At 72.0% G+C, this 26427-nt stretch carries 26 protein-coding genes and 2 pseudogenes; 10 read left to right on the top strand and 18 right to left on the bottom strand.

From position 1 onward, the window contains the following. Nucleotides 1-239, top strand: a pseudogene (locus tag ACYQ77_RS44730) (acetate/propionate family kinase); the annotation flags it as partial. A 100-nt stretch (nucleotides 240-339) separates the two neighbouring features. Further along, nucleotides 340-987: a response regulator gene (locus tag ACYQ77_RS44725; protein WP_459723643.1), complete on the top strand. Its 648-nt coding sequence runs from the start codon at nucleotides 340-342 to the stop codon at nucleotides 985-987. 8 nt (nucleotides 988-995) lie between these two features. On the opposite strand, the gene ACYQ77_RS44720 is transcribed toward ACYQ77_RS44725, so the two are convergent. Then, nucleotides 996-2708 (bottom strand): GAF domain-containing sensor histidine kinase, encoded by a 1713-nt coding sequence (locus ACYQ77_RS44720; protein WP_459723641.1) that lies wholly within the window; start codon nucleotides 2706-2708, stop codon nucleotides 996-998. A 178-nt stretch (nucleotides 2709-2886) separates the two neighbouring features. Continuing rightward, nucleotides 2887-3897 (bottom strand): zinc-dependent alcohol dehydrogenase, encoded by a 1011-nt coding sequence (locus ACYQ77_RS44715; RefSeq protein WP_459723639.1) that lies wholly within the window; start codon nucleotides 3895-3897, stop codon nucleotides 2887-2889. Between the two features lie 899 nt (nucleotides 3898-4796). Here ACYQ77_RS44715 and ACYQ77_RS44710 point away from each other — a divergent pair. Further along, nucleotides 4797-5381 carry a DoxX family membrane protein gene (locus tag ACYQ77_RS44710; protein WP_459723637.1) on the top strand — a complete coding sequence of 195 codons (585 nt, stop codon included), beginning with the start codon at nucleotides 4797-4799 and terminating at the stop codon, nucleotides 5379-5381. A gap of 112 nt (nucleotides 5382-5493) precedes the next feature. Here ACYQ77_RS44710 and ACYQ77_RS44705 read toward each other — a convergent pair whose 3' ends face one another. The 3 genes from ACYQ77_RS44705 to ACYQ77_RS44695 form a co-directional block, all read right to left on the bottom strand. Beyond that, complete coding sequence (locus ACYQ77_RS44705) at nucleotides 5494-7188, bottom strand: SulP family inorganic anion transporter (protein ID WP_459723636.1); 1695 nt, start codon at nucleotides 7186-7188, stop codon at nucleotides 5494-5496. A 5-nt stretch (nucleotides 7189-7193) separates the two neighbouring features. Continuing rightward, nucleotides 7194-7535 (bottom strand): ArsR/SmtB family transcription factor, encoded by a 342-nt coding sequence (locus ACYQ77_RS44700; RefSeq protein WP_459723634.1) that lies wholly within the window; start codon nucleotides 7533-7535, stop codon nucleotides 7194-7196. A 92-nt stretch (nucleotides 7536-7627) separates the two neighbouring features. Next, on the bottom strand, nucleotides 7628-10285 hold the full coding sequence (locus ACYQ77_RS44695; protein ID WP_459723632.1) for a bifunctional acetate--CoA ligase family protein/GNAT family N-acetyltransferase: 2658 nt from the start codon (nucleotides 10283-10285) through the stop codon (nucleotides 7628-7630). 167 nt (nucleotides 10286-10452) lie between these two features. Here ACYQ77_RS44695 and ACYQ77_RS44690 point away from each other — a divergent pair, with 167 nt between their 5' ends. Beyond that, nucleotides 10453-11160 (top strand): CBS domain-containing protein, encoded by a 708-nt coding sequence (locus tag ACYQ77_RS44690; RefSeq protein WP_459723630.1) that lies wholly within the window; start codon nucleotides 10453-10455, stop codon nucleotides 11158-11160. A 327-nt stretch (nucleotides 11161-11487) separates the two neighbouring features. Here the strand turns inward: ACYQ77_RS44690 and ACYQ77_RS44685 are convergent, their stop codons facing one another. From ACYQ77_RS44685 to ACYQ77_RS44675, 3 genes are read right to left on the bottom strand one after another with little or no spacing between them, the layout of a single operon-like run. Further along, on the bottom strand, nucleotides 11488-11760 hold the full coding sequence (locus tag ACYQ77_RS44685; RefSeq protein ID WP_459723628.1) for a hypothetical protein: 273 nt from the start codon (nucleotides 11758-11760) through the stop codon (nucleotides 11488-11490). A gap of 22 nt (nucleotides 11761-11782) precedes the next feature. Next, on the bottom strand, nucleotides 11783-12667 hold the full coding sequence (locus ACYQ77_RS44680; RefSeq protein ID WP_459723626.1) for a universal stress protein: 885 nt from the start codon (nucleotides 12665-12667) through the stop codon (nucleotides 11783-11785). 30 nt (nucleotides 12668-12697) lie between these two features. Continuing rightward, a complete protein-coding gene (locus ACYQ77_RS44675; protein ID WP_459723624.1) occupies nucleotides 12698-13639 on the bottom strand; it encodes an Acg family FMN-binding oxidoreductase in 942 nt (313 codons plus the stop codon). A gap of 182 nt (nucleotides 13640-13821) precedes the next feature. Here ACYQ77_RS44675 and ACYQ77_RS44670 point away from each other — a divergent pair, with 182 nt between their 5' ends. The 4 genes from ACYQ77_RS44670 to ACYQ77_RS44655 are packed head-to-tail and all read left to right on the top strand — an operon-like array spanning nucleotide 13822 to nucleotide 16837. Beyond that, complete coding sequence (locus ACYQ77_RS44670) at nucleotides 13822-14106, top strand: DUF4342 domain-containing protein (RefSeq protein WP_459723622.1); 285 nt, start codon at nucleotides 13822-13824, stop codon at nucleotides 14104-14106. Between the two features lie 7 nt (nucleotides 14107-14113). Continuing rightward, entirely contained in the window at nucleotides 14114-15529 is a 1416-nt protein-coding gene (locus ACYQ77_RS44665; RefSeq protein ID WP_459723620.1) for a WS/DGAT/MGAT family O-acyltransferase, read from the top strand. A gap of 25 nt (nucleotides 15530-15554) precedes the next feature. Continuing rightward, a complete protein-coding gene (locus ACYQ77_RS44660; RefSeq protein ID WP_459723619.1) occupies nucleotides 15555-15836 on the top strand; it encodes an SHOCT domain-containing protein in 282 nt (93 codons plus the stop codon). Continuing rightward, complete coding sequence (locus ACYQ77_RS44655; protein ID WP_459723617.1) at nucleotides 15833-16837, top strand: Acg family FMN-binding oxidoreductase; 1005 nt, start codon at nucleotides 15833-15835, stop codon at nucleotides 16835-16837. Before ACYQ77_RS44660 ends, ACYQ77_RS44655 begins: the two co-directional genes overlap by 4 nt. A gap of 4 nt (nucleotides 16838-16841) precedes the next feature. Here the strand turns inward: ACYQ77_RS44655 and ACYQ77_RS44650 are convergent, their stop codons facing one another. From ACYQ77_RS44650 to ACYQ77_RS44635, 4 genes are read right to left on the bottom strand one after another with little or no spacing between them, the layout of a single operon-like run. Next, a complete protein-coding gene (locus tag ACYQ77_RS44650) occupies nucleotides 16842-17807 on the bottom strand; it encodes a zinc-binding alcohol dehydrogenase family protein (protein ID WP_459723615.1) in 966 nt (321 codons plus the stop codon). Further along, nucleotides 17807-18679, bottom strand: a complete 873-nt coding sequence (locus tag ACYQ77_RS44645) for a universal stress protein (protein WP_459723613.1) — start codon at nucleotides 18677-18679, stop codon at nucleotides 17807-17809. Before ACYQ77_RS44645 ends, ACYQ77_RS44650 begins: the two co-directional genes overlap by 1 nt. Before the next feature lie 16 nt (nucleotides 18680-18695). Continuing rightward, nucleotides 18696-21377, bottom strand: a complete 2682-nt coding sequence (gene ppdK, locus ACYQ77_RS44640) for a pyruvate, phosphate dikinase (protein ID WP_459723611.1) — start codon at nucleotides 21375-21377, stop codon at nucleotides 18696-18698. A 14-nt stretch (nucleotides 21378-21391) separates the two neighbouring features. Further along, a complete protein-coding gene (locus ACYQ77_RS44635) occupies nucleotides 21392-22486 on the bottom strand; it encodes an alpha/beta fold hydrolase (protein ID WP_459723610.1) in 1095 nt (364 codons plus the stop codon). 235 nt (nucleotides 22487-22721) lie between these two features. Between ACYQ77_RS44635 and ACYQ77_RS44630 the strand changes: the two genes are divergently transcribed. Beyond that, a complete protein-coding gene (locus ACYQ77_RS44630) occupies nucleotides 22722-22970 on the top strand; it encodes a hypothetical protein (RefSeq protein WP_459723608.1) in 249 nt (82 codons plus the stop codon). On the opposite strand, the gene ACYQ77_RS44625 is transcribed toward ACYQ77_RS44630, so the two are convergent. From ACYQ77_RS44625 to ACYQ77_RS44610, 4 genes are all read right to left on the bottom strand, one after another. Further along, nucleotides 22967-23359 carry a CBS domain-containing protein gene (locus tag ACYQ77_RS44625; RefSeq protein WP_459723607.1) on the bottom strand — a complete coding sequence of 131 codons (393 nt, stop codon included), beginning with the start codon at nucleotides 23357-23359 and terminating at the stop codon, nucleotides 22967-22969. The genes ACYQ77_RS44630 and ACYQ77_RS44625 overlap by 4 nt on opposite strands. A gap of 59 nt (nucleotides 23360-23418) precedes the next feature. Then, entirely contained in the window at nucleotides 23419-23820 is a 402-nt protein-coding gene (locus tag ACYQ77_RS44620) for an Hsp20/alpha crystallin family protein (RefSeq protein ID WP_459723605.1), read from the bottom strand. A 117-nt stretch (nucleotides 23821-23937) separates the two neighbouring features. Continuing rightward, nucleotides 23938-24606: a CBS domain-containing protein gene (locus ACYQ77_RS44615; RefSeq protein WP_459723603.1), complete on the bottom strand. Its 669-nt coding sequence runs from the start codon at nucleotides 24604-24606 to the stop codon at nucleotides 23938-23940. Between the two features lie 28 nt (nucleotides 24607-24634). Next, nucleotides 24635-25327: a CBS domain-containing protein gene (locus ACYQ77_RS44610; protein ID WP_459723600.1), complete on the bottom strand. Its 693-nt coding sequence runs from the start codon at nucleotides 25325-25327 to the stop codon at nucleotides 24635-24637. Nucleotides 25328-25569: 242 nt separating this feature from the next. Here ACYQ77_RS44610 and ACYQ77_RS44605 point away from each other — a divergent pair, with 242 nt between their 5' ends. Further along, complete coding sequence (locus ACYQ77_RS44605; protein ID WP_459723598.1) at nucleotides 25570-25704, top strand: hypothetical protein; 135 nt, start codon at nucleotides 25570-25572, stop codon at nucleotides 25702-25704. 158 nt (nucleotides 25705-25862) lie between these two features. Here the strand turns inward: ACYQ77_RS44605 and ACYQ77_RS44600 are convergent, their stop codons facing one another. Together ACYQ77_RS44600 and ACYQ77_RS44595 are read right to left on the bottom strand one after the other, a co-directional pair. Further along, nucleotides 25863-26051, bottom strand: coding sequence for a hypothetical protein (locus ACYQ77_RS44600; protein WP_459723597.1), 189 nt, complete (start codon nucleotides 26049-26051; stop codon nucleotides 25863-25865). Nucleotides 26052-26231: 180 nt separating this feature from the next. Further along, a pseudogene (locus ACYQ77_RS44595) lies at nucleotides 26232-26427 on the bottom strand (MFS transporter); the annotation flags it as partial.

The raw sequence follows: 26427 nt of genomic DNA, 5'->3' as shown, positions 1-26427 counted from the left end.
TGGCGGCGGCCATCAACGGCCTCGACGTGCTGGTGTTCACCGGCGGCGTCGGCGAGCACCAGCCGGTGGTCCGGGCGGAGGCCGCGGCAGGCCTCGCCTTCCTCGGCGTCGCCGTGGACCCCGGGTCGAACGCGGCGGGCGATCTCGACATCACCGCGGCCGGCGCAGAGGTCAGGACGCTCGTCGTGCCCGCCAGGGAGGACGTGGAGATCGCCCGGCAGGTGCGGTCGGTGCTGTAGGGACTTTGGTCCCTGGTGATCGATGACCACTCGCCGCGGCGACGGGTTGTCACGGGGCATACCGTGGGTGCGACGACGAGATTCAGCCAAGGAGGCAGTGGTGGCGGTTCGGGTCATGTTGGTCGACGACCACGAGATCGTGCGGCGCGGCATCGCCGACCTCATCGGTACCGCCGAGGACCTGGAAGTCGTCGGTGAAGCGTCCGGCGTTGCCGAAGCCTTGGCCCGGGTACCCCAGGTCAAGCCGGACGTCGCGGTGCTGGACGTGCGGATGCCTGACGGCAACGGCATCGAGCTGTGCCGCGATCTCAAGTCGCAACTGCCGGACCTGAACTGCCTGATGCTGACGTCCTACGCCGACGACGACGCCCTGTTCGACGCGATCATGGCCGGCGCGTCCGGGTTCGTGCTCAAGCAGGTACTCGGCCTCGACCTCGTCAACGCCATCCGCACCGTCGGCGCCGGCGGCTCCCTGCTCGACCCGAAGACCACCGCCGCGCTCATGAACCGCATCCGCCGCGAACGCGAGACCCAGAACCCGCTCAACCAGCTCACCGAGCAGGAACGCGCGGTGTTCGACCTCATCGGAGAAGGGCTGACCAACCGCCAGATCGGGGAACGCCTCTTCCTGGCCGAGAAGACCATCAAGAACTACGTCTCCCACCTGCTCAACAAGCTGGGCATGCAACGCCGCACCCAGGCCGCCGTCCTGGCCGCCGAGCTCAAGAAGAGCACGCGCGAGCAGTAGCCCGACCGTCAGAGGACGCCGGGCAGTGGCACCCGCCAGACCAGGCGGGTACCGCCGTCGGGGTTCGGAGAGACGCTGATGGTCCCGCCGCACTCCTGTGCCCGGCGTTCGAGGTTGAGCAGGCCGCTGCGAGCCACGTCCGGTGGCAGGCCCACACCGTTGTCGGTCACGCCGACGACCAGGTCCGCGTCCGCCTCGACCGTGACCACGATGTCGGAGGCGCGGGAGTGCCGGATCGCGTTGCTCACGCCTTCGCGGAGGGTCGCGAGGGCGTGCTCGGCGATGTCCGGTGGGACACGTGTGTCGACCGCGCCCGAGATACGCACCGCCGGGGACATGTCCGTGGTCGCGCTGGCCTCCGCGACCAGGTCGAGCATGCGCCGCCGCAGGCTGGTCGGATTTTCCTCACCCGCGGTGTGCAGGTCGAAGATCGACGTGCGGATCTCCCGCATCGTCTCGTCCAGCTGGGTCACCACCCGGCTGACGCGGCCCCGTGCCTCGCCGTCGCTGATACGGCCGACGATGGCCTGCAGGCTCATCCCGGCCGCGAACAGGCGTTGGATGACGTGGTCGTGCAGGTCGTTCGCGATGCGGTCGCGGTCGGCGAGCAGGTCGAGCATGCGTTGCTGGTGTTGCTTGTCGGCGAGTTCCAGTGCGAGCGCGGCCTGCGCGGCGAAGGAGGCGAGCATGGGCAGCTGGTCCTGGCTGAACGGGTGGTCATCCTTGTTCCGCAGTGCGAGCAGCAGCCCGGTGATCCCGGTCGCCGAGCCGAAGGGCACGGCGTCGGCGGGACCGAAGCCGCCGAACATGTCGGGCTCCGTCCCCAGCGCTTGCGCGAAGTCCGCGTACATCATGGGCCGGCCGTCGGTGATGACCGCGGCGAGTGCGGGGGTGGCGGCGGAGACGCGGCGGCCGACCATCTCCTCCCCGCGCCTGCCCGCGCCGGACCGGACGGTCAGCATCTGCCCGGCCTCGTCGGCCAGGAGGATCAGGGCGCTGTCGGACCCGGACAGCTCGCAGGTCCGCCGCGTGATCAGAGCCAGCGCGTCCTCGATGGACCCGCCCCCGAGCAACAGTGCGTTGACCTCGCCGGAGGCCTGCTGCCACCGTTCTCGCAACCGCGCCTGTTCGAACAGGCGGGCGTTCTCCACGGCCACGCCCGCGGCCGCGGCCAGCGCCTCCAACACGACCACGTCGTCGTCGTTGAACTCCGCCTCGCCCTTCTTCTCGGTGAGGTAGAGATTGCCGAACACCTCGTCCCGCACCCGCACCGGCGTGCCCATGAAGCTGCGCATCGGCGGGTGGTTCGCCGGGAACCCCACCGACGACGGATGCTCGGCCAGATCAGCGAGGCGGATCGGGAACGGGTGCTCGATCAGATGTCCCAACAGGCCCTTGCCCTCCGGCAGGTGCCCCATCCGAGCCCGCGTCGCCGGGTCGATGCCGACGTAGACGAACTCCGAGAGACCCTCGACGTCGCTCAGCACGCCGAGCGCACCGTAGCGGGCGTCGACCAGCTCCACCGCCGTCTGCACGATCCGCTGCAGCGTCCCGGCCAGTTCCAGGCCCGCACCCACCGCGACCACGGCGTCGAGCAGGCCCTGCAGCCGGTCACGGGTCTTGCCGATCTCGGTCAGCCGGTCCTGCAGCTCGTCCAGCAGCTCGTCGAGCCGCAGACCGGCCAGCGACACCGACGGTCGCTGTCTCCTGCTGTCCGGCATGCCTCACTCCGCTCTCGAGCCCGCACCCGGGAGCGCGTCGACGGCTGCGGTCGTCGCCCAGCGTATCCACTGGCGCCTCCGACGTCAGGCACGATGCCCGTCGGGCGTGGTGCCGCTACAGCGAGCGCGTGGTGGAGGAGGTGCCGGCACCGGCCACCGCGGTGGTGGCCGGTCGTGGTCACGGCTGGAACACCACTCTCGCGGTCACACGCCCGGCTAGGACGTCGTCGATCGCGTGGTTGATCTCGTCGAGCTTGCGGACCTCGAGGTCCACCCTGGTCCGGCCGGCGGCGTGCAGGCGGAAGACCTCGGCGAGGTCGACGCGGGTGCCGACGATGGACCCGATGACGGAGATGCCGCCGAGAACGGTCTCGAACACGGGCAGCCGCATCACGTTGTCCTTGGGCAGCGACACCAGCACCAGCCGGCCACCGCGGCGCAGCGAGGCGTGCGCCTGCTCGAGCACGACCGGGGTCGCGGCGAGCACAACGGCCACGTCGGCGCCGCCCAGCTCGCGGATCGCGGCGACCGGGTCGGTCTCGGCGGCGTTGACGGTGTGGTCCGCGCCGAGCTCGGTGGCCAGGCGCAACTTGGCGTCGGTGACGTCCACCGCGACGGTCTCGGCGCCGAAGATCCGCGCGTACTGCAGCGCGAGGTGCCCGAGCCCACCGATGCCGAAGATCGCGGCACGCTCGGCAGGCCGCAGGCCGGACACCTTGATCGCCTTGTAGGTGGTGACACCCGCACAGGTCAGCGGCGCGGCGTCCAGGGAGCTGACGGCGTCGGGCACGGGCACGACGTGGTCGGCATGCGCCACGGCGTACTCCGCGTGGGCGCCGTCGACGCCGTAGCCGGTGTTGACCTGCGACTCGCACAGGGTCTCCCGGCCATCCACACAGTACTGGCAGCGCCCGCAGGCGTGGCCGAGCCAGGGGATGGCCACCCGGTCACCCAGGGCCACGCCGGTGACCCGCGCGCCGGCCTCCTCGACGATGCCGACGCCCTCGTGGCCCGGCACGAACGGCGGGGTGGGCTTCACGGGCCAGTCACCACGCGCCGCGTGGATGTCGGTGTGGCACAAGCCGCTCGCCTCGATCCGAACCAGCACCTGGTCGTCGCCGGGCATGGGCACCCCACGCTCCACGACCTCCAGCGGCCGGTCGAACGCGGTCACGACAGCTGCCTTCATCACATGCCTCCTCGAACGTTCTGCCTTCTGCCACGAGCTTCGCCGGGCGTGGCGTTCACGATCAGAGGCGGAGGCAACGACGGCGCGGCCGAAGGTCCCGTGAGAGGTCCTCACCCACACGGGACCTTCGGCCATGTGCGGGCGGCGTCGAGATCGCGCCGACCGCGAGCGCCACCACCGCCGTGAGCGCTTCGGCGACCGCCACGGCGCGCGGCAGTCCACCGGTGAGCACTGGCTCGTCGACCTCGACCAGCCGCCCGTCCGCGGGCACCTTGTCATCCGCGGCAGTTTCCGTGATTTCCGGTGTGGACAGTCAGTGTCCGTGTCCACCCCCGACCTGTGCGATGACGTCCTGTGTGGGCAGGAAGCGTGGCGGCATTCGTTTCCGGTGCGTCGATCGCGAGCACGATGTCCTTCTCCATCGTCGCCCCCGCCTCGCCTCGGGTTCCCACCCGCGGGGCTGTGAACGTCGCCCCACAAGCCGTGACACCATCAGCCCTGGACTGACAGACCTTGCCCCGGGGAGTTTTTGGTCCCGCGGTTTCCGCCCGCTCGGCAAGGACCCATGCGGACCGCCCTCCGGTACCCGTGGATCGACAGAGACCCTGTACGGGGAGAGCCCGGATGGACGCGTTGGACTGTACGCGTGATCGGTCCCACGAAGTTCACCGCGATGGCCGGCGCACACAGCGGTTTGCGGTTGACGGCTTCCTGGGGCCGGTGCGCCAGGTCGTTCCACGCGAACGCCACCACCCGGACCTCGACGGCGTTCCATCGGGCGCCACGGGGCTCCCGTCGCCACGGGGACCAAAGATTCCCGACGAGGGACCAACGACTCCAGAGCGCGGGCGACGCGCCGCCCGAGACTGTGTTCGAGACAAACGGAAGAGGAGGCAGCGATGACCATCAAGAACCGTCCGGAGCACAGGAACATCCCGGTGCAGACGGCCGACGGGGCGACCGAGCCGCGGGCCGCGGGCCGGTTCGTGGCCGTGGTCCGGATCGCCACCGGACTGGTGTTCGTCTGGGCGTTCCTGGACAAGTTGTTCGGGTTCGGCTACGCCACCCCGGCCGAGCGTGCCTGGATCAACGGCGGCTCGCCCACCCAGGGCTTCCTCGGCAACATCGACCACGGTCCCTTCGCGGCCATGTTCCGCGGCTGGGCAGGCGCATGGTGGGCCGACTGGCTGTTCATGCTCGGCCTCGCCGGCATCGGACTCGCCCTCGTGCTCGGCATCGGCCTGCGGGTCGCCGCCGTGGCGGGCACCGTGATGATGCTGCTGATGTGGGCGGCCGAATGGCCGCTGGACCGCTTCACCGACAGCGGCGAACCCACCATGTCGACCAACCCGGTCCTCGACTACCACATCCTGTACGCCCTCGTGATGATCTGGTTGGCCATCAGCGCCGCCGGGGTCACCTGGGGTCTCGGGAAGCAGTGGGCGAAGCTCGGCATCGTCGAGAGGAACCCGTGGCTGCGCTGACGACGACACCGGTGCTCGCCGGCCACCGCCCGACGGTGGCCGGCAGCGCCATGCTCGGGACCGGTCTTGCGGGCCGGCATCACCGACGACGATCCGAATAGCGCGCCGGATGTCACCGTCCAGGCCGGTCGGCGAGTGCGCCACTGGCGTGGAGGTGGTGGCGTGCCGCGGCGATGGCCTCGGGTGTCGTGGCGAACACGTGCCCGTCCTCGGCGAGGCGGGTGATGACGTCGAGCGCCTCGAGCGGCTGGTGGTGCCCGTCGCGGATGCCGGACAGATAGACCGTGATGCCTCGCCGCTGGACGGTCTCGATGATGTCCTTCAGCACCAGCGCGCCGCTCGCGTCGATCGTCACGATCCGGGACATGCGGAGGATGAGCACGGAGACGTCGGCGACGTCGGTGAGTTCGTGCAGGAACCGGTGCGCCGCGGCGAAGAACAGCGGTCCGTCGATGCGGTAGGCCACGATGTGCTCGGCCAGCAGCGCGTGTTCCTCGTCGCCGGTGGCGTCCGGCAGGTCGTCGGCGAGGTCGACCTGGTCGAGGCGGGCCTGCTTCGCGACTGCCCGCAGCGCGAGCACCCCCGCCACGAGCAGTCCCAGGACCACCGCGTAGACCAGGTCCATCGCGACGGTCGCGATGGCAGTCAGCACCAGTACGACCGCGTCGGCACGGGTCGCGCGGGCCATCGCGCGGAGTCCCGGCACGTCCACCATGCGGATCGCGGTGGCGAGCAGGACGCCCGCCAGCGCGGCGAGCGGGATCCGGGACACCAGCGGCGCCGCGGTGTAGACGATGACCGCGAGCACGCCTGCGTGGGTGAACGCGGCGAGCCGCGATCCGGCGCCGCTGCGCACGTTGACTGCGGTGCGCGCGATCGCCCCGGTGGCCGGCACCCCACCGAAGAGCGGTGCCGCGATGTTCGCGAGCCCCTGCCCGAACAGTTCCCGGTCCGGGTCGTGCCGACGGCCGACCGTCATCCCGTCGGCGACCGAGGCCGACAGCAGCGACTCCAGCGCGGCGAGTGCCGCGACGGCGACCGCGGACGGCAGCAGCGACACGATCGCCGACAGGTCGAGGAATCCCAGTGACGGGGCCGGCAGCCCGGCGGGCAACTGTCCGATCGGGACGGCGTGGTCGAGGTCCGCGACGGCGGCGACGACGGTCGCGACGACGACGGCGACGATCGAGAACGGGACGGTCGGCCACCGCCGCACCCCCACGAGCATCACCGCGGCGACGCCCACCGCGAGGCCGACGGCCTGCCAGTTCGGCGTCTGCGCGAACCCCAGCACCGCGTGCCAGGCGGCGACGACCACGTGCGACTCGCCACCCGCCGCGACGCCGAGCGCGTTCGGGACCTGCTGTAGCGCGATGACACAGGCGATGCCGACCGTGAACCCCTCCACCACGGGCGCGGGCACGTACCGCATGTACCGGCCCGCCCCCGCCACGGCCAGCACCACCAGCAGCAGGCCGGCGAGCAGCCCGACGGTCAGCACTCCCCCGGCCCCGTGGGTGGCCACGATCGGGACGAGCACCACCGTCATCGCCCCCGTGGGGCCCGACACCTGCAGGTTCGACCCGCCGAACGCGGCGGCCACCGCGCCGGCGACCACCGCCGTCGCGAGCCCGGCCGCCGCACCGAGCCCCGAGGACACCCCGAAACCCAGTGCGAGCGGCAGCGCGACCACCGCCACGGTCAGCCCGGCGAGCAGGTCCCGCCGGGGATGGCGGCGGATCGCGACGAGGTCAGCGCGGGCGGGCAGCAGCGACAGCACCCGGGACGCGGCCCGGGTTCGGGGCACGGACGTCACCGAGTGCTCGCCTCGGCGTCGCGCAGCTCGTCGAGCAACTGGTTCTGCCCGGCCAGCACCTCGGTCAGGATCCGCCGGGCAGCACGCATGAGATCGGCGACGTCGCCACCGGCCAGCGCGTAGACCACCGTCGCGCCTTCCCGGTGCGCAGTCACGATGCCCGAACGCCGCAGCACGGCGAGCTGTTGGGACAGGTTCGGCGCCTCGACGTCGATCTCGGCGAGCAGGTCCCGGACCGGCTTCGGCCCGTCCTGCAACAGCTCCAGCACCCGGATGCGCACCGGATGCCCCAGCATTTTGAAGAACTCCGCCTTCGCGACGTACAGCGGAACCGGCATGCCCACCCCTTCGACGAACTCGGGGTTCACTATCTGCCTAGTTGCAGAATTATGCAATCAGGCAACGTGTGCCGTTGCTCACCGGAGGCTGGTCAGGAACGCAACCTGCGCAGGAAGGGGTCGGCGGGTTCGCGGGGCGCGATCCGCATGCGGGCGTCGAGCACCTGGCAGCCGTCCGCACGCACGACGACCGGGTTGAGGTCGAGTTCGGTGACCTCGGGGATGACGTCGGCGAGTGTGCTGGTCCGGACGAGCACGTCGGCCACGCCATCGGTGGGCAGTGGATGGTCGCCGCCGAACAGCAGGGACGATGAACGCAGCCCGCGCACCATCTGCTCCGCGTCCGACTCGGACAGCGGGGACAGCCGGGCGGCGCGGTCGGCGATGAGGTCGGTGTCGGTGCCGCCGAGCCCGAACACCACCAGCGGTCCGAAGGTCTCGTCGGAGTCGACGCCGACGATCAGTTCGCGGCCCGGTTCAGCCATCGGCTGGAGCAGGACACCCTGCATGGCGTCACCGAAGCGGTCGTGGAAACCGGCCCACACCGACCGCAGCGCGGTCTCGGTCGCCACGTTCAACTCGACCCCGCCTGCTCTGGCCTTGTGCAGCACGCCGGCCGCGATCACCTTCACCGCCACCGGCCCGCCCAGCTCGCGGAAGGCCGCGGCGGCCTCGTCGACGTCACCGGCCTGGATCGACGGCACCGCCGGGATGCCGAACAGGGTGAGCAGCCGCATCGTGGTGGCGGGGGCGAGCCAGCCACCGTGCGGCTCGGCACGCAGGAACTCCCGCACCAGTGCCCGCGCCTCGATGAGCCGGGCGCCGTCCGGCTCGGCGAGGCTGCCTGCCGGCCGCTCGCGCCACCGCGCGTACGTGGCGATCCGCCCCAGTGCCGCGGCGGCCGCAGCGGGGTCGGCGTAGCTCGCCGTGGCGGGTGCCGGGTCCCGTTCGTCGCCGAGCCCGGTCACCGACGCCAGCTGCCCGGGCCGGGCGACCAGCACGGTCTTGCGGCGCTCCCGGGCGATGGCGGGTGCCGCCGTGACCGGGTCCGCGATGGCCGTCGGCACACCCGCGGCGAGCACCGCGTCGATACTCCCGTCGGCGAGCAGCACCTCGAGACAGGCGGCGAACGTGGTGTCGTCGACGGCGGCCGTGGTGTCGACGGGGTTGTCGAGGCTCGCCTGGGCCGGTAGCAACGCGGCGAGCGCGGCGCGGGTTGACGCGGCGAGCCGTGGCACGAGGAGTCCGTTGTGGACGCACGCGTCGGCGGCGAGCACGCCGGCGCCACCCGCGTTGGACAGGATCGCGACCCGGTTGCCCGCCGGCAGCGGTTGCCACGCCAGCGCGGCGAGCACGTCGGTGACCTCGCTGACGGTGTCGACCGCGATCACGCCGGCCTGCTCGAACAGGGCGTCCCTGGTGACCGCGGGAGTCGCGGCCGCGGCGGTGTGCGAGGCGGCGGCCCGCTGGGCGACGTCGCTCTCCGCGGAGCGCACGGCGATGACCGGGGTGCTCCGCGCCAGCCCGCGCGCCAGGCGGCTGAACTTGCGCGGGTTGCCGAACGACTCCAGGTACAGCACCGCGGCCGCGGTGTCCGGGTCGTGCCGCCACCACAGCAGCATGTCGTTGCCGCTGATGTCGTACTTGTCGCCGGTCGACACCATGGTCGAGACGCCGAGCCCGAGCTTGCGGAGCAGTTCGACGACCGCGATGCCGACCCCGCCGGACTGGGTCACGATGCCCACGTCGCCACGGGGAACGGCGCCGCGGATGAAGGTCGCGTTCATGCCGTTCGCCGTGTTGGCCACGCCGACGCAGTTCGGTCCGACCAGGCGCATGCCGTGCCTGCGCACCGATGCCACGACGCGGGCCGCGAGGTCCGTGCCGGACAGCCCGGCGGAGATCACGACGACGGCGGGCACGCCTGCCCGGCCGCACTCCTCGACGGCGTCGGGCACCGACGCCGCGGGCACGCACACCACGGCCAGGTCGGGCACCTCGGTCAGTTCGGCGACCGAGGGCGCGCAGGGCACACCCGCGATCTCCTCGGCGTGCGGGTTGACCGCGGCCAGTTTCCCGCGGTACCCGCCGCCGAGGAGGTTCCGCAGCACGGCGTGCCCGACCGATCCCGGTCGCCTGCCCGCGCCGACCACGACGATCGACGACGGGCGCAGCACGTTCGCGAGGCTGGCGACGTCGGCGACCCGGTCGCGTTCGTCGACCGCGGCGGCGAACGTCTCGTTCTCGGTCAGCCGGATCTCCACGTTCCGCTCCGGCCCGAGACGCGACATCCGATACGGCAGGCCGGTGTCCGCGAACACCTTGATCATCCGCTGGTTCTCCGCGAGGACCTCGGCCACGAACCGGGTGACGCCGTGCCGCCGGGCCAGGGACGCGAGGTGCTCCAGCAGGAGTGTGCCGAGGCCGCGGGCCTGCACCGCACCGTCCACCACGAGGGCGACCTCGGCGGTCGGGCTGCCCAGCACCCGCTCGTAGTGCGCCACACCGACCAGCTTCTCGCCGAGCCAGGCGCCGACCGCGGCGTGCGCGTCGTCGGCAGGGCGCGCGATCCGGCGGGTAATGGTGTCGAGGATGCTCTTGCCGCTGCCGAAGAACCGCAGATAGCGGTCGTGTTCGGACAATCGGGTGTGGAGTGCGAGCACGTCGGGTGCGTCGGTCACGTCGACCGTCCGGATCACGACGATCCGGCCGTCCGCGAGCAGTGCCCGCACTCCGGTCGTGACACTCATCAGCGGCCTCCCTCACGGGTTCCTGACACCAGCCTCCCCGCGCGGACCGGCTGTGATCAGAGCCGGAAGCAACGACGATGTCGCGACGAAGGTCCCTGCTCGCCGGGCCGTCCGTCCGCAGCGCGGAGGGCCACCACGGCCGCACCCTGGTGGCAGAGGAGGTAGCGATGAGCCACCGGAAAGTCAGGAACGTGATGAGCACCGACGTCGTGACGGTGCGGGAGGGGACGCCGTTCAAGGACGTCGTCCGCGCGCTGTCCAGCCGGGACGTGAGCGCGGTGCCGGTCGTGGACCGCGACGGCCACGTGCTGGGTGTCGTGTCCGAGGCGGACCTGCTGATCAAGCAGGAGACCCAGGAGATGGAGTTCGCGCGCTCGCTGGCGAGCTGGTGGAGCGGGCGGCGGCACCTGCGGCGCGCGGTCGCCACGACGGCGGGCACGCTGATGACCGCGCCGGCGATCACCGTGACCGAGGGCGCCACGGTCGCGGGCGCCGCGCGGCTGATGACCCGGCACAACGTGAAACGGCTCCCGGTCGTCGACGCCGACGGCAAGCTCGTCGGCATCGTCAGCCGCAAGGACGTCCTGACCGTGTTCCTCCGCAAGGACGAAGACATCCGCGACGACATCGTCGAGCGCGTCTTCGAACGCGGCCTCGGCATCGCGGTCAACCCGGCCACGGTGTCCGTGAACGTCCACGACGGCGAGGTCACTCTCACCGGTCAGCTCGAGCTGAAGAGCCAGCTCGGCCTGGTCGAGGACATGACGAGGCACATCGACGGCGTGGTCGACGTCGCCGTGTCGATGGACTACCGCCGCGACGACACACACGGCCACATCCCGGACCCGATGGCGATCGACATCACCCGTCCCTGAGCGGACACGTCGTGATGGGGAGCGGAGCCGGCCGGCTCCGCTCCCCATCACCGCGTTTGGAGACACAGCTGCAGCACCCTGAACGGACTCCGCAGATCACTGCGCGTCCCCGCCTGGGGTCCGGAGGGCTCGGTTGTCTCCAAGTCGGTGCCTCTGTTCAGCAGCGGGACGAGAACCGCGGCGATCTTCGTGGCGAGTTCATTCATTGAGTCACAGGGTTCTCTGTGGCCGCAAACCTCGACCAGTAGCGGCACACACGACACTGACGTTGACCCTCATCTCTGCGTTCGCGCTCGACAGCTGGATGTTGGCGAGTTCGGCGTCGGACTACACCTCTCGCAAGAAGTACGGGTACTCGATCATCACCGCCGCTGCCGCGTGCAGCAACCTGGCAAGCATCGGCTTGATAGCGGTCTTCGGATAGATAGTGTGAATCACGCGCGAGTAGTCACTCCCCGACACCGCCGGCTCAGGCATCCGCGGCAGCGGTGCGCCAATGCCGTACAGCACGATCTCGCCCTCCGGCTCGAACTCGACGACCCGGCCGCTGCCCAGGGTGCCTGGCCTTCCAGCTGACCGGTGCTGCCAGACCCGCGCCATCGCGAGCGCCGATGCGCGCCTGTCAACCCGGCCGCACGATCGCGACCGGGCACGGCGCGTGGTGCAGCAGGTGTCTGCCCGTCGAGCCGAGCACGAGTCCGCGCACCTCGCCGCGGCCCCGGGACCCGACCACCACCAGTCCCGCCCCCTCTGCGTACCGCAGCAGCGCCGTGGCCGGGTGGTCGTGCACGACCTCGCGCGTCACCCGGACCTCCGGGTACTTCTCCTGCCACCCGGCGAGCCGCTCGGCCAGCACCTCGTACGCCTCCCGCTGCTCCGGCTCGAAGTCCGGCAGCGAACCGGAGTACCCGAGCAGCATGGCGTCCACAGTGGAACCCGTCCACGTGTGCACGGCGACCAGCTGCCGGTCGCCCGCGGCGGCCTCGGCGAACGCGAACGCGATGGCCGCCTCGCCCGCGTGCGTACCGTCCACACCGACCACGACGGGTCCCCGCGTCGGCTCACCCTCGTCACCACGCACCACCACCAGCGGGCAGGGCGTGCGGCCTGCGAGTGCCGCGGCGGTGGAGCCGAGCAGCAGCCCCGCGACACCACCGAGCCCACGGGTGCCGAGCACGAGGAGCCGCGCCGTGGCCGCTTCCCCGACGAGAGCAGGCACCACCGGGGCGGGCGTGAGCACGAACTCGAGCGGGACACCCGGAGCCGCCGCCGTGGCGGCGACGCGGGCGTCACGCAGCAACCGGCGTCCCTGCGCACGCATCGCCCTGCGCGCGACGCCCTGATCGAACACGCCGCTGGGCAGGCTGACCGGGGTGAGGTACACGTGGACCAGCCGCAACGGCAACCCGTGGGCGGCCGCATACGCCGCCGCCCACGCGACCGCCCGCAGCGCGGAGTCCGAACCGTCGACGCCGACCACCACCGGCGGTCTCATCGCACCTGCCATGACTGCCTCTTCTCCACCGAGACCGGAGGTTCACGCACTCGGAAACCCGAGCCTGCACAGAACCTGGGGAAAACCGTTGAGCGACAACGCTTCGACAAGACCCGCCCGCACCTCGGGCACATGGAGCGGCTGGGTCAGCACCGCGCACGCGAGCCCGGCACCGATGGCGGCCAGCCACATCTCCTCCATCGCCATGCCCGCACGCAGGTGGTCGAGCGGGCCGTCATCCGGCGTCTCGACCAGGAGCAGGCACTCACGCGCGAGCCGGTCGGCGAGGATCGCGCGGTCGGGGACCGCGGTGGACCGCCGGACCAGGCCCGCCCACGGCAGCGCGGCGTCCCGGCGAGGCAGCACCGCCACGCCCGCCCCCGCGACGGGGTGCTCGTCGTCCGCGGTCCACGCGTTCAGCTCACGCTGGTAGGCGCTGTCGAGACGGAGCACCGCGGCGCTGTGGGACAACAGCTTCGCGAGCACGGCAGCATCGTCGACGCGGCGGATCTCGACTCCGTCGACACCATGAGCGGTGAGGTGCCGCAGTGCCGCGTCCCCCACGGGCGTGTCGAGGAACGGCGCGCGGTGGCTGCGGCGGTACGACATGGCGGCGTAGCGCGCGATGTCCTCGTCGCCGGGCTCGCCGCGGTCGCGGACCACGACCCTGGCGACCTCGCCGGGTGCGGCCGGCTCGGGCAGGAGGCGGATCTCGGGCACCCATCCGAGCACGCGGAGCGCGAGGCGCACGTTGGTCAGCGCCGCGCCGCAGGAGATCAGGCGGTCCCGGCCGTGCGGGTCGTGGTGGGGCAGTGCCCGGTCGTGCCGTTCCAGGAGCGACAGGGTGCGGGTGTGGTCGGCGCAGACGATCCGCCACGGCATGGTGTTGTGCACCGAGGGCGCCAGCTCCGCGACCAGCCTGAGGATGCCGCGCTCCCCTGGGGTCCACGTCGGTGTCGTGCCCGAAGGTGACGCGCTGGTCATGGTCACTCCTCCACCTCGGCTGGTCATGCCACACGTCATGTTTCCGGCAGGTGCCGCGCTCCCCCAGATCCGGAGGTCCCCGGGCCGCGGGTCCTTGGCCGCTCGGGCAGGACCGAACGTCCCTCGTGCGGCGGTCGGCCACGGCACACGATGACTGTGTGGACAACGAAAGGAGCGGCACGATGACCGTCGAACAGGAGACGCGGCGCACGCAGGTGCGCCTGCGCGGGCAGGCCCTCGTCGACAAGGTGAAGGAACTGGTGCACGAGGGCAACGTCCGCCGGATCATCATCAAGAACGACACGGGGCACACCGTCATCGAGATCCCCGTGACCGCGGGTGTGGTCGTGGCCGTCGCGGCGCCGATCGTGACCGCGGTCGGCGCGATCGCCGCGCTGGCGAACGAGTGGCACATCGAGATCGAGCGCGAGCCCGCACCGCGGGCCGACGACGCCGCCGAGCGGTGAGTCCACTGTGGAACGGCTGAGTCCGCTCGACGCGGCGTTCCTCGACCTCGAGGACAGCGACCGGCACGCGTCGCTCGCGATCGCGTCGGTCGCCGTCCTGAGCGGTCCGGTGCCCGGCCAGGACGAGTACGTCGCGGCGATCGGGCCCCGGTTCGCCGCCATCCGGCGCGCCAGGCAGCGGGTGCTGCGGGTGCCGTTCGATCTCGGGGCCCCGGTGTGGGCCGACGACCAGGACTTCGACATCGGTTACCACTTCCGCCGCACTGCGGTGCCCGCGCCGGGCGACGACGAGGCACTGCACCGGCTCGTCGCCCGCATCATGTCCCAGCGGCTCGACCGCGACCGGCCGCTGTGGGAGTGCTGGGTGATCGAAGGCCTCGCCGGCGACCGGTGGGCGGTGCTGACCAAGCTCCACCACTGCATGGCCGACGGCGTGTCCGGCACGCGGCTCTACCACGCCATCTTCGCCGACACCCCCGCTCCGGTCCCCACGGCCACCGAACGGGCGCCGGGCCCGGTCGGCCTCGCGCTCGACGCGGTGGGCGACCTCGCGCGGAAAGCCGCGGGTCAGGTCGGTTCCGTCCTCGACACGGTGCGTGCACCGGCGCGGCTGATCCGCGGCGTCGCCGAACTCGCGACCGCGATCCGGCCCACGACGCCGTCGTCGCTCTCCGGCCCCATCGGCGCTGCACGCCGCTACCACGTCGCCCGCGCTCCCCTGCCCGCCATCGCGCGGGTCGCCCGGACCCACGGCACCACCGTCAACGACGTGGTGCTGACCGCGATCAGCGCCGGGCTGCGCACACTGCTGCTGAGCCGGGGCGAACGACCGGACGCGCGTGCCGTGCGCACACTGGTGCCGGTCTCGGTCCGGGCGGCCGGCGACGGAGACGAGCTCGACAACCGGATCTCGCTGCTGCTCCCGTTCCTGCCGGTCGACATCGCGGACCCGGTCGAGGCGCTGGCGGAGGTGCACCGGCGGCTGGCGCGGGAGAAGGCGACCGGTGAGGCGGAAGCCGGCCGGGCCATCACCGCACTCGCGGCCCGCGAGCCGTTCGGCCCGGTCTCCCTCGCGATCCGGCTGGCCGCGCGGTTGCCGCAGCGCGCCGTCGTCACGGTCACGACGAACGTGCCGGGCCCCCGCGCGCCGCTGCGCGTGCTGGGCCGGGACGTGCTCGAGCTGCTGCCGTACGTGCCGATCGCGGTTCGCCTGCGGCTCGGCGTGGCCGTGATGACGTACCGCGACGAGGCCGTGTTCGGCGTGACCGCCGACTTCGCCACGATGCCCGACGCCGCGATCCTCACCGGCGCCATCGAGCGCACCCTGGCCGAGCTCGCGCGCACGGTGGACACCGGGGTCGTTCGTCCCCGCGGTCCGCGACCTGCGTCCCTGTCGGGGAGCGCACCGCGGCGGGACGGTTGAACCACACCACGAAGGAGGTGCCGAGATGCCGTACTGGGACCACGGCCACGCCTGGGGATGGGGATGGTTCGGCGTCGTGATGATGATCGTGACGCTGGTCCTGTTCTGGGGCGGGCTCGGGACGATCGCGTACCTCGTGCTGCGCAGGCTCGGCCGCGGCGGTGGCCACGACGGTGGCCACGACGGTGGCCACGACGTCGACCGGACCGCCGAGCAGATCCTCGACGAGCGGTTCGCCCGCGGTGAGATCGACGAGGACGAGCTGACGGCACGTCGTTCCGCGCTGCGGCGGGAGACGGCGCGATGAACGCGGCGGCCCCGGACGACGGGACGCTGCGGGACGCGCTGCGGCTCGCCAACCACGCACCGTCGGTGCACAACACCCAGCCGTGGCGCTGGTTGATCGGCAACGGCGCGGTGCACCTGATGGCGGACTGGTCCCGGCACGTGCCCGCCACCGACCCGGACGGCCGCGACCTGCTGGTGAGCTGTGGCGCGGCGCTGCACCACCTGCGGGTCGCGCTCGCCGAACGCGGCTGGCACACGACGGTGCACCGGCTGCCCAGGGGCGACCTCGACACCCTCGCCGCCATCGAGATGGCGCCGGCGGAACCGGCGGAGGAGGACCTGGCGCTCGCGAGGGCGATCCCGGAGCGCCACACCGACCGGCGGGGCTTCACCTCGTGGCCGGTGCCGAGCGGGCACCTGGACCTCATGGTCCGCTACGCCGCCGAGGCCGGCGGTGTCCTGGTGCCGGTGACCGACCCCGACCACCGGCGCGTCGTCACCACCGCGATCGCCGCGGCGGCGTGGTGGCAGGAGACGGATCCGTCGTACCAGGAGGAGCTGGCCAGGTGGAGCGGCCGCAGGCCCGCGTCCGACGACGGTGTGCTCGCCGCCAGTGCACCCGCCACCGGGCCGATGCGCGGCGACACCCCGATGCGGAGGTTCTCCGCCGGCAACCTTGCCGACCCGGACACCGGACCCGGCGGTGACGGCGGAGAGCTGCTGGTGCTCGCCACGCAGGACGACGACGACGTCGCCCGGCTGCGCGCCGGTGAGGCGGCGAGCGCCGCGCTGCTGGCGGCGACGAGCCTCGGCCTCGCCACCTGTCCGCTGTCCCAGCCGCTGGAAGTCAGGAACACCCGGGTGCGGATCCGCGACGAGGTGCTGCGTGGCACCGCGCACCCGCAGCTCGTGCTGCGGGTCGGCTGGGTGCCGACCTCGGCCGGGCCGCTCCCCCGGTCGAAGCGCAGGCCGGTCGACGAGACCTACCTCTACCTGCCGGGCAGCAAGCCCAGCCGCTGACGGTTCACGGGATGAGCACGGCGGCCCCGTGGACGCGGTCGTTCGCCAGGTCGGAGAGGGCTTGGCCGGCCCGGTCCAGCGGGTACTGCGTGGTCGCGACGGTCAGGCGGTGCTGCTCGGCGAACGCCAGGAAGGCCCGGCCGTCCGCGCGCGTGTTGGCCGTGACGCTGCGCAGCTGGCGTTCGCGGAAGAGGTGCCGCTGGTAGTCGAGCGGCGGCACGTCCGTCAGGTGGATGCCCGCGATGGCGAGCGTGCCGCCGCGGTCCAGCGCGGCGAGCGCCGGTGGCACCAGTTCCCCCGCCGGCGCGAACAGGATCGCGGAGTCCAGGGGTTCCCGCGGCGCCTCGTCGGCACCGCCCGCCGACGACGCGCCCAGCTCCATGGCCAGGCGGCGGGCCGCGGCGTCGCGGGTCAGCACGTGCACCACGGCGCCCTGCGTGAGCGCGATCTGCAACGTCAGGTGGGCGCTCGCGCCGAAACCGTAGATGCCCAGCCGCCCACCGGGCGGCAGGTCCGCACGGCACAGCGCGCGGTAGCCGATGATGCCCGCGCACAGCAGGGGCGCCAGCTCGATGTCGGAGTAGCCGGCGGGCAGGCGGTAGGCGTACTCGGCGGGCACCGTTGCGTAGTCCGCGTACCCGCCGTCGGCGTCCCACCCCGTGTAGGTCGACGCGGGGCACAGGTTCTCCGCGCCACGCGTGCAGTAGCGGCAGGTGCCGCACGTGCCGCGCAACCACGCGACGCCGACCAGGGCACCGGCCGGGACGTCGGCGGTGCCCGCGACGACCTCGCCCACGACCTCGTGCCCCGGCACCACGTGCGGCCGGTGGACCGGCAGGTCCCGGGCCGCCACGTGGAGATCCGTCCGGCACACGCCACAGGCGCGCACCCGCAGCAGCAGTTCCCCGTCCCGGGGTTCGGGGACCGGCTCGTGCGTCATCCCGAGTGGGTCCGTGCGCCAGACACGCATCACGGCTTCCGCCTCTCGCCGACGACCGCGACCGGGCAGGTGGCGTGGTGGAGGACGGCGTAGGTCGTCGCACCGACGGCGCCCGGCACCAGCCCGTGTCTGCCGTGTGCGCCGACGACGACGAGCTGTGCGTGCTCGGCCTGTTCGAGGATGCCGTCCACGGGGCGGCCGCGGACGAGCGCGCCACGCACCTCGACCGCAGGGTACCGCGCCCGCACCGCGTCCAGTTCCTCGTCGAACGACCGCGTGCGCGCGGCGGCGATCGCGTCCCAGTCGATGTCCGCGGGCACCCGCCCCGCCGCCAGCAGCCCTTCGTACGTCCACGTGTGCACCAGCACGAGCGGCACCCCGCGTGCGGCGGCCGCGGCCGCCGCGAACCCGAGCGCCTCCGTGCCGGTCCCGCCGCCGTCCACGCCGGTCACGACCGGGCCCTCGAACGGCGGCGGACCGCCCACCATGCGCGCCCGCAGCACCACCACCGGGCAGTGGGCGTGCGCGGCGAGCGCGTTGGCGACGGACCCGAGGAGCAGGCTGCGGAAGCCGCCGAGGCCACGGGACCCGACCACCACGAGGGCGGCGTGTTCGGTCTCCTCGACCAGCTCCCGCGCGGGCTGGCCGCTGCCCAGCTCGGTGACGACGCGGACCTCCGGTGCCGCCGCCAGTGCGGCCGTCCTGGCCGCCGCGAGCCATTCGCGGCCCTTCGAGTTCAGTTCCTCCGCGTACATGTCCTCCGCGGGCAGCAGCAGCGGCACCTGCCGGATGTGCACCAGCCGCAGGACCGCACCCCGTCGAACCGCCTCCCGGGCGGCCCAGCCCGCCGCGTGCACCGCGGAGGCCGAGCCGTCGACGCCGACCACGATCTGTTCACCCATCGTTGTCCCCCTCCGCTCAGCGGCTGTCGGTGGTGGTGTCCCCGACCGCGGCGCGGCCCGCCTCCAGCCGGGCGACCGGCACGCGGAACGGCGAGCAGGACACGTAGTCGAGGCCGGCCTCGTGGAAGAACCTGATCGACGCGGGATCGCCGCCGTGCTCACCGCAGACCCCGAGCTCGATGTCCGGCCGGGTCGCCCTGCCCTCGTATACCGCGATGTCGATCAGCGTCCCGACGCCGTCGCGGTCGATGGTCTCGAACGGCGAGGCCGGGAACACGCCCTCGGCCAGGTACACCGGGAAGAACGAGCCCTCGACGTCGTCGCGGGAGAAGCCCCACACCGTCTGTGTCAGGTCGTTGGTGCCGAAGGAGAAGAACTCCGCCGTCTTCGCGATCCGGCCCGCGGTGAGCGCGGCCCTCGGCAGTTCGATCATCGTGCCGATCTCGTGGCGGGCGTCCACACCGGACTCGGCGGCGACCGACGCCAGCACCCGCCGCGCGCGGCCGGCGACGATCTCCAGCTCCCTGGCGTCGCCGACGAGCGGGATCATGATCTCCGCCCGTGGGGTCCCACCGGCACGCACCCTGGCCACCGCCGCCTCGGCGATCGCGCGGACCTGCAGGTCGTACAGCGCCGGGATGATGAGCCCAAGCCGCACGCCGCGCGTGCCGAGCATCGGGTTCTGCTCGTGCAGCCGCTCCACCGCGGCCAGCAGCTCCTCCTGCGCGCTGGGCTCCCCCAGCGCCTTGGCGACCGCGACCCGCGCGGTCAGCTCGGTGCGGTCGGGCAGGAACTCGTGCAGCGGCGGGTCGAGCAGCCGGATGGTGACCGGCAGGCCGTCCATCTCCTCGAGGATGCGGGTGAAGTCCGCGCGCTGCAGCGGGAGCAACGCGGCGAGCGCGGCCTCCCTGGCGGCGTCGTCCGCGGCGAGTATCAACCGCTCGACGAGCACGCGGCGGTCGCCGAGGAACATGTGCTCGGTGCGGCACAGACCGACGCCCTTCGCGCCGAGTAGCCGGGCGCGGTGCGCGTCCTCCGGGGTGTCGGCGTTGGCCCGCACCTCGAGACGGCCGCGGCGGTCGGCGTGCCGGACGATCCGGTCCACCGCCCGCAGCAGGTCGTCCCGCTCCGCGGGGCGCCTGCCCTCGAAGTAGTCCACGACCGGGGACGGCACCACGTCCAGCTCGCCGAGGTACACCGCGCCCGCCGTGCCGTCGACGGAGATCACGTCGCCCTCCGCGACGACCGTGCCGTCGGCCGTGGTGAACCGGCGTGCCCGCGTGTCGATGGTGAGCGACTCGGCGCCGCACACACACGTGCGGCCCAGCCCGCGGGCCACGACGGCCGCGTGTGAGGTCTTGCCACCCCTGCTCGTGAGCACGCCGCGCGCGTGGATCAGCCCGTCGAGGTCGTCGGGGTTGGTCTCCCGCCGCACGAGGATCACGGCCGCGCCTTCCTCGGCCCGCCGCACCGCGGTGGCCGAATCGAACACGACCGCACCGACCGCGGCGCCCGGCGACGCCGCGACCCCGGTCGCGATCGGAGGGCGCTCGGTGTCGCCGAAGCGGGGGAACATCAGCTGCGCGAGCTGCGCACCGGTCACCCGCCGCAGCGCCTCGTCGGCGTCGATCAGACCTTCCTCCCGCAGCGCGTCGGCGATGCGGAAGGCGGCGGCCGCGGTTCGCTTGCCGACGCGGGTCTGGAGCATCCACAGCTTGCGCCGCTCGATCGTGAACTCGATGTCGCACAGGTCGCGGTAGTGCCCCTCGAGGGTCCGCATGATGTCCATCAGCTGCTCGTACGCCCTCGGCTGCAGGTCGGCGAGCCGGTGCAGGGGCAGCGTGTTGCGGATGCCGGCCACCACGTCCTCGCCCTGTGCGTTCGGCAGGTAGTCCCCGTACACGCCGGGCGCGCCCGTCGCCGGGTCCCTGGTGAACGCGACCCCGGTCCCGGAGTCGTCACCGAGGTTGCCGAACACCATCGCGCACACGTTGACCGCGGTACCGAGGTCCTCGGGGATGTGCTCGGCCCGCCGGTAGGTCCGCGCCCGGTCGGTGTGCCAGGACTCGAAGACCGACGCGATCGCGAGATCCAGCTGCTCACGGGGGTCCTGTGGGAAGTCCCGGCCCGTGTGCTCGCGGACGATGTCCTTGAACGTCGCGGTCAGCGCACGCAGGTCGGCCGCGTCGAGCCCGAGGTCACCGTCGACGCCCTTGGCCTGCTTCGCGTCCCGCAACGCGGTGGCGAAGTGCGCGCCGTCCACCCCCAGCACGGTCGTGCCGAACATCTGCACGAGCCGCCGGTAGGAGTCCCAGGCGAGCCGCTCGTCGCCGGACCACGCCGCGAGGCCCGCCACCGAGTCGTCGGTGAGCCCGATGTCGAGGACCGTGTCCATCATGCCCGGCATGGAGAACCGGGCACCCGAGCGCACGGCCACCAGCAGGGGTTCGTCGACCTGGCCGAGCTTGCGGCCCATGCTCTGCTCGAGCCGGTGCAGGTGCTCGCCCACCTCGGCGGCCAGGCCCTCGGGCGCGGCACCGGTGGCGAGATAGGCGCGGCACGCCTCGGTGGTGATCGTGAACCCCGGCGGCACTGGGAGGCCCATCACGGTCATCTCCGCGAGGTTGGCCCCCTTGCCGCCGAGGAGGTCCGCCATGAACCGGTTTCCTTCGGCGAAGTCGTACACGTACTTGGGCATCGTCATCTCCTGATTCAGTCCGGTGTGGACCTGGTGGACCGCAGCAGGGCGCCGATCTCGGCGGCGACCTCGGGGTGTTCGCCCAGCATCAGGTGACCGCCGCCGTCCTCCAGGACGTGCAGCCGCGCGCCGGGGATCGACTGTGCGAGTGCGATGGCGCCCCAGCAGGGCGCGAGCGCGTCGTCACGGGCGTGCACGACGAGGGCCGGTGCGGCGACCCGGGCGAACTCGTAGCCGTGGTTGATGTCCGGGTTGGACACGAACGCGTCGAACAGCGCACCCTGGACGCGTTCGGTGACGGGGAAGATCCCGTCCAGCTCGGCCTCGACACGGGCGACGTCGCCGGGCGGGAGGTCCTCGGGAACACCCATCATGCGCAGCAGCCGCGCGGTGAACCGCCGCCGCAGCAACCACATCAGCCGCTCCGAACCCCACAGCGCCCGCGCGAGGGTGCGCGGCATCGGCGGCCGGTCGTGCTGGCACCCCGGCCCGTTCGGCGACACCAGCGCGAGCGCGGCCACCCGTTCGGGATGGCGGATCGCGAGCTGCAGTGCGGACGTCGACCCCGCGGACGCGGCGATGACCGCCGCCTTCTCGATGCCCAGCCGGTCGAGCAACGCCGCGAACGCGTCAGCCTGGCGGGCCGGGCTCGCCCCGGCGGGCAGCGCCGACCCGAGGTACCCGAAGCGGGACGGTGCGATGATCCGGAACCCCTCGGGAACGAACGGCGCAAGCTGCCGCAACGCCGCGTCCGCACCACCGAAGATCCCGTGCACCAACAGCACCGGCGTGCCCCCACCGATGTCGACGTAGCGCACGACACCGTCGGGTGTCCGCAACGCGTTCTGCTCCAGAGCCGCGATCCGGGCGCCTGCGGTCCGCAGGGCGTCGTCGAGGCCCGGACCGAGAACCTTCGGTGCCGTGTCCTCCGCTGTGGGAGTGGGGTGGGTCGTGGGGGGTTTCTCGTCGCGAACCGGCTGGTGGGTCGCCCGGTAGACCGCGGCGTTCACCATGCGTGTCACCGAGTCGCCGAGACCCGGCCGGTTCGCCCGCCGGACGAGGTCGGCACGCGACTCCTTGGCCGCGCGAAGCTCTTCTGCGCCGGACATGGCAGTCACCTCTTCGTCTTCGTTCCTGCCTCCATCGCAGCAACACGGCACCCCACCGCACACCGGTACGACGGTCCGCCTCATCGGGGCCGAAAGTCCCACCCCACCGGATACGAACGCAGCCGTTTCGCCAAGGCCTTGAGTGGTGTGGAAGTGACGATGTTGGCCTCTGCCCCGTCTGGCACCCGTCCGGGAGGCTTGTGACAAGGAACACACATCGAGCGAGGTGATCCCCATGGCCACGAACAACTTCACCGCACGGCACCGGGCGATGCTGCGGGCGATCGCCGACGGCCGGGGACAGATCGTGGTCGCACGCGCCACGAACCTGAGCGTCGACGGCTTGTGGTGTGATTTCTCCACCACCAACGACCTCGTCGGCAACGGACTGGTCCAGCCGGCGTCAGGGGTGCCCGCGGGCTCGATCGCACCGGCGGCGCTTACCGCGAGCGGCGTCCGCACGCTGGCGGCCCTGTCCGGTTAGTCCGTGGCCACCAGCCGCAAGAGATCGGTTCCTGTCACGATCCCGACCAGCCTGCCATCCTGGAGCACCAGCGCGGCGTCCGTCCCGGCTTCGACCATCCGACGTGCGGCGACGCATACGGAGTCGTCGAACTGCACGGCGAGCGACGGGTTCCTGACCACGGCACCGACCGTCGGCGGGCGGCTTCCGGCCGTGGACCACAGCCGCCACAACACATCCGACTCGTGTACCACACCAAGGCAGTGTCGCCGGTCGACGACGGGAAGGTGGTGCACCCCCGTCTCGACCATCATGCGCAGCGCCACCTCGAGTGACGCGGACGGCACGATGCCGAGCACGTCCCGCGTCATGACTTCACGCACCTGTCCGCGTACTTCTGTGGTGGACATGTCAACCTCCTGCGAAGACCGCCGGGCAGCGGGTATCGTCCCGCCGCCCGGTTCCACGGTCACGTGCCGATCTTCACCTCGATCTGCTTCGCCTTGTCCTCCGGCTTCACCGGCACGGTCACCTCGAGGATGCCGTTCACGTAGGTCGCGGCGATCTCGTCGGGGACCGCACCGGCCGGCAGCCGGACCGTCCTGGCGAACTGGCCGTACGTGAACTCACTGTGCCGCTTGTCGTGGGTCTCGACGGTCCGCTCAGCCGTAACGGTCATTTCGTTGCCCTGCAACGCGATCCGGATGTCCTTGTCCGGGTCCATGCCGGGCAGCTCCGCGCGCAGCACGTACTTCCCGTCCTCGTAGTAGTCCTCGATCCGGACGGCGTGGTGGTCACCGAACGGCCAACCGCCCTCCAGCATCCGGACGAACTCCGGGACCACGAAGGAACGTGGCATCAGACTCGTCATTCCGTTCTCCTCTCCGCCGGTTCCACACCTTCAGCGAACTCTGGCGGCCGGAGCGGTCACAGAGCGACAGGTCCTCCCGTCCCGGGACTTCCGTCACTGTCCCGTCCCGACGGTGATCTAGAGCGGGCTGGTGACCGTGTCGTCCATCTCGTAGCGGACGTTGTTCTGGACAGCGACAACACCTGCGACAGCCTGGACCAGCTGCCCGGCCACCAGAGCCGTGGTCCGGCGCTCCACCGAACCATCCACGGTGGCCACCCCCTCGGCGACCTCGACGGTCAGGCTTCCGGGGAAGAGCCACATGCCCTTCTTGAACACGTGTTCCTCGATGTCCGCGCGGATGGCGTCGTCGTCACGCATGAAGGTGCCGATCACGTCCCGCCGGGACACGATGCCGACGAGCTTGCCGTCGTCGTCCACGACGCACAGCCTGCGGATGTTCTTGTGCGCCATGGTCCTGGCCGCGGCCGTGACGGTCGCGTCAGGGCCGATCGTGACCGGCGGCGCCGTCATGAGGTCACCGGCGACGCGTCCCGTCGCCTTCTGCCAGCGCGCCCGCCGTCTGCGACCCAGCCACGGCCGGCTCGCGGCGCCACCGTGCAGCTCCTGCTTCACCAGGGTGTCGGCCTCCGACACCACACCGAGCGGCTTGCCCTTCGTGTCCACGACCGGAAGCCCGCTCACGCGGTGCCCGCTCATCATCGTGACGAGTTCCTTGAACGTGGTCTCCGGCCGTGCCGTGACGACCTCCTTCGTCATCACGGCGTCGACGGTGAGTTCCTTCATCACGGTCTCCCAATTCTCGGTTCGGTACTCATGGCCTGAAGCCGGTCCACACACCGGGGCGCTCCCCGCCGAGGACCACGTCGTCGACCAGGTAGCGGAGGTTGTTGCGGACACCGACCACACCGGGGGCGGCCCGCACCATCCGGACGGCGGTGTCGGCGAGCCCACGCCGGGACACCTCGCCGTCCAACGCCACGAGGCCGGCGTGGACGCTCACGTTCACGGTCTCCTGGGGAACGCCGACAGCGACGAGCATCTCCACGAGCCGAGCGCGGAGTTCGGCGTCCTCGCTCAGGTACACCTTCAGCAAGTCGCGCCGCGCGACCACACCGACGAGCCTGCCGGTCCAGTCGACGACGAACAGCCGCCTGATGCCGGCCTTCGCGAGCAGCCGAGCCGCGACGCTCACCGGCTCGTCCGCGTGCACCGCCCGCACCGGGGTGGTCATCACCTCGGCGGCGTTGCCGCCCTGTGCGCGGTACCACCGTTCGCGAGCGGCACGGTCGTGACGCGGTTGTTCGTCACCGCCACCGTGGAACTCCTGCTTGGCGAGGACATCGGCCTCGGACACGACGCCGATCGGCCGGCCTTGCTGGTCGACCACCGGCAGTGCGCTGACCGACTTCTCCGTCATGATCGCGACCAGCTCCCGGAACGGCGTCCCGGGCACGGCGGTCACCACGTTCTTCGTCATCACCGACGCGACAGTCGTCTCGTCCACGGGCGGCCTCCTCGTCCCAGGTTGCACAACCAGAAAACCCTCGCGCCGCCCCTTGGGGACAGGGCCACATCGCCCTTGTGACGAGGACCAACGGCCCACCGCCCGATGCCGAACGTCGCCCCGGAAACGCGCACCTCGACGGCGCCGACCCGGCCGACCACCGCCTCGCCGCCGCGAGTGCCCGGTACCCGCCGCACTCCGGATCCGGCAGGTGTGGCTGAACCGGTCCTTCGGCCCGGGCAGTGTTCCGCCGCGGCCACGGCATCACCGTCATCGACGGCGGCTGCCCGTTGATGTACCCGCCCGCCTCCGACCCGGGACACCGCGTCATGCGCTGGGTGTGCGGGCTGTCCGGCGCCCGTCCGAAGCGCGTCTGACGCACGCCGTCGGGCGGCGCCCACCGTGCTGCTCGGCGGCACCGCGGTCGTGGCCGGGCCGGGTTCCTGCTGCGCGCGCAGCTGTGTTCCGCAAGCGGATCAGCCGAGCCCGCATGCCGTCGGCACAGGGCCTCGCCGCCGAGCGGCGGTGGGTCCGCTCAGCCGCGCGCCCCGAGGTGCAACCCGGTGGCGACCAGACCGATGACGAGCGCCACCGGAATGGCGATGACGCCGAACCCGGCCGTGACAACCGTGATCACCACTGCGACGGCCATCGGCACGCCCCACGCCGCCAGCAACCAGCTGTGGTCCACATGAACGGGACGTCTCTGCGGAGTGTTCGTCATGACATCCTCCCGAAGCCGAAGCGCTTGGTCGGTTCGAGGATGGGCGCGCGACCACGCCATCGACACGACCCAACGTCCCTTCCAGTGCGCCGATGGTCCCGGCCACTCCGGCTGGGTGCTCACGTGGCCGACCTGCAGGAGGAGAACGCGAAGCGACGACGTGGCACGCCGCCACACGGATCAGTCACGCACGGCGGCGCGGCGGACGACTGTCGCGGTGAAGGTCAGTGCGGCGGTGGCCACCACGGCGAGTGCGGCCAAGCCCAGTGCGTAGGATCCGAGCATGCCGTAGAGGGCGCCCATCACCAGCGGTGGCACGAATCCGCCGAGGCCGCCCGCGGCGCCGACGATCCCGGTGACCGAGCCGACCTTGTTG

The organism is Actinophytocola sp. KF-1, assembly GCF_054661535.1.
The sequence above is the reverse complement of the archived record's forward strand: the minus strand, read 5'-3'. Positions and strand labels throughout refer to the sequence as shown.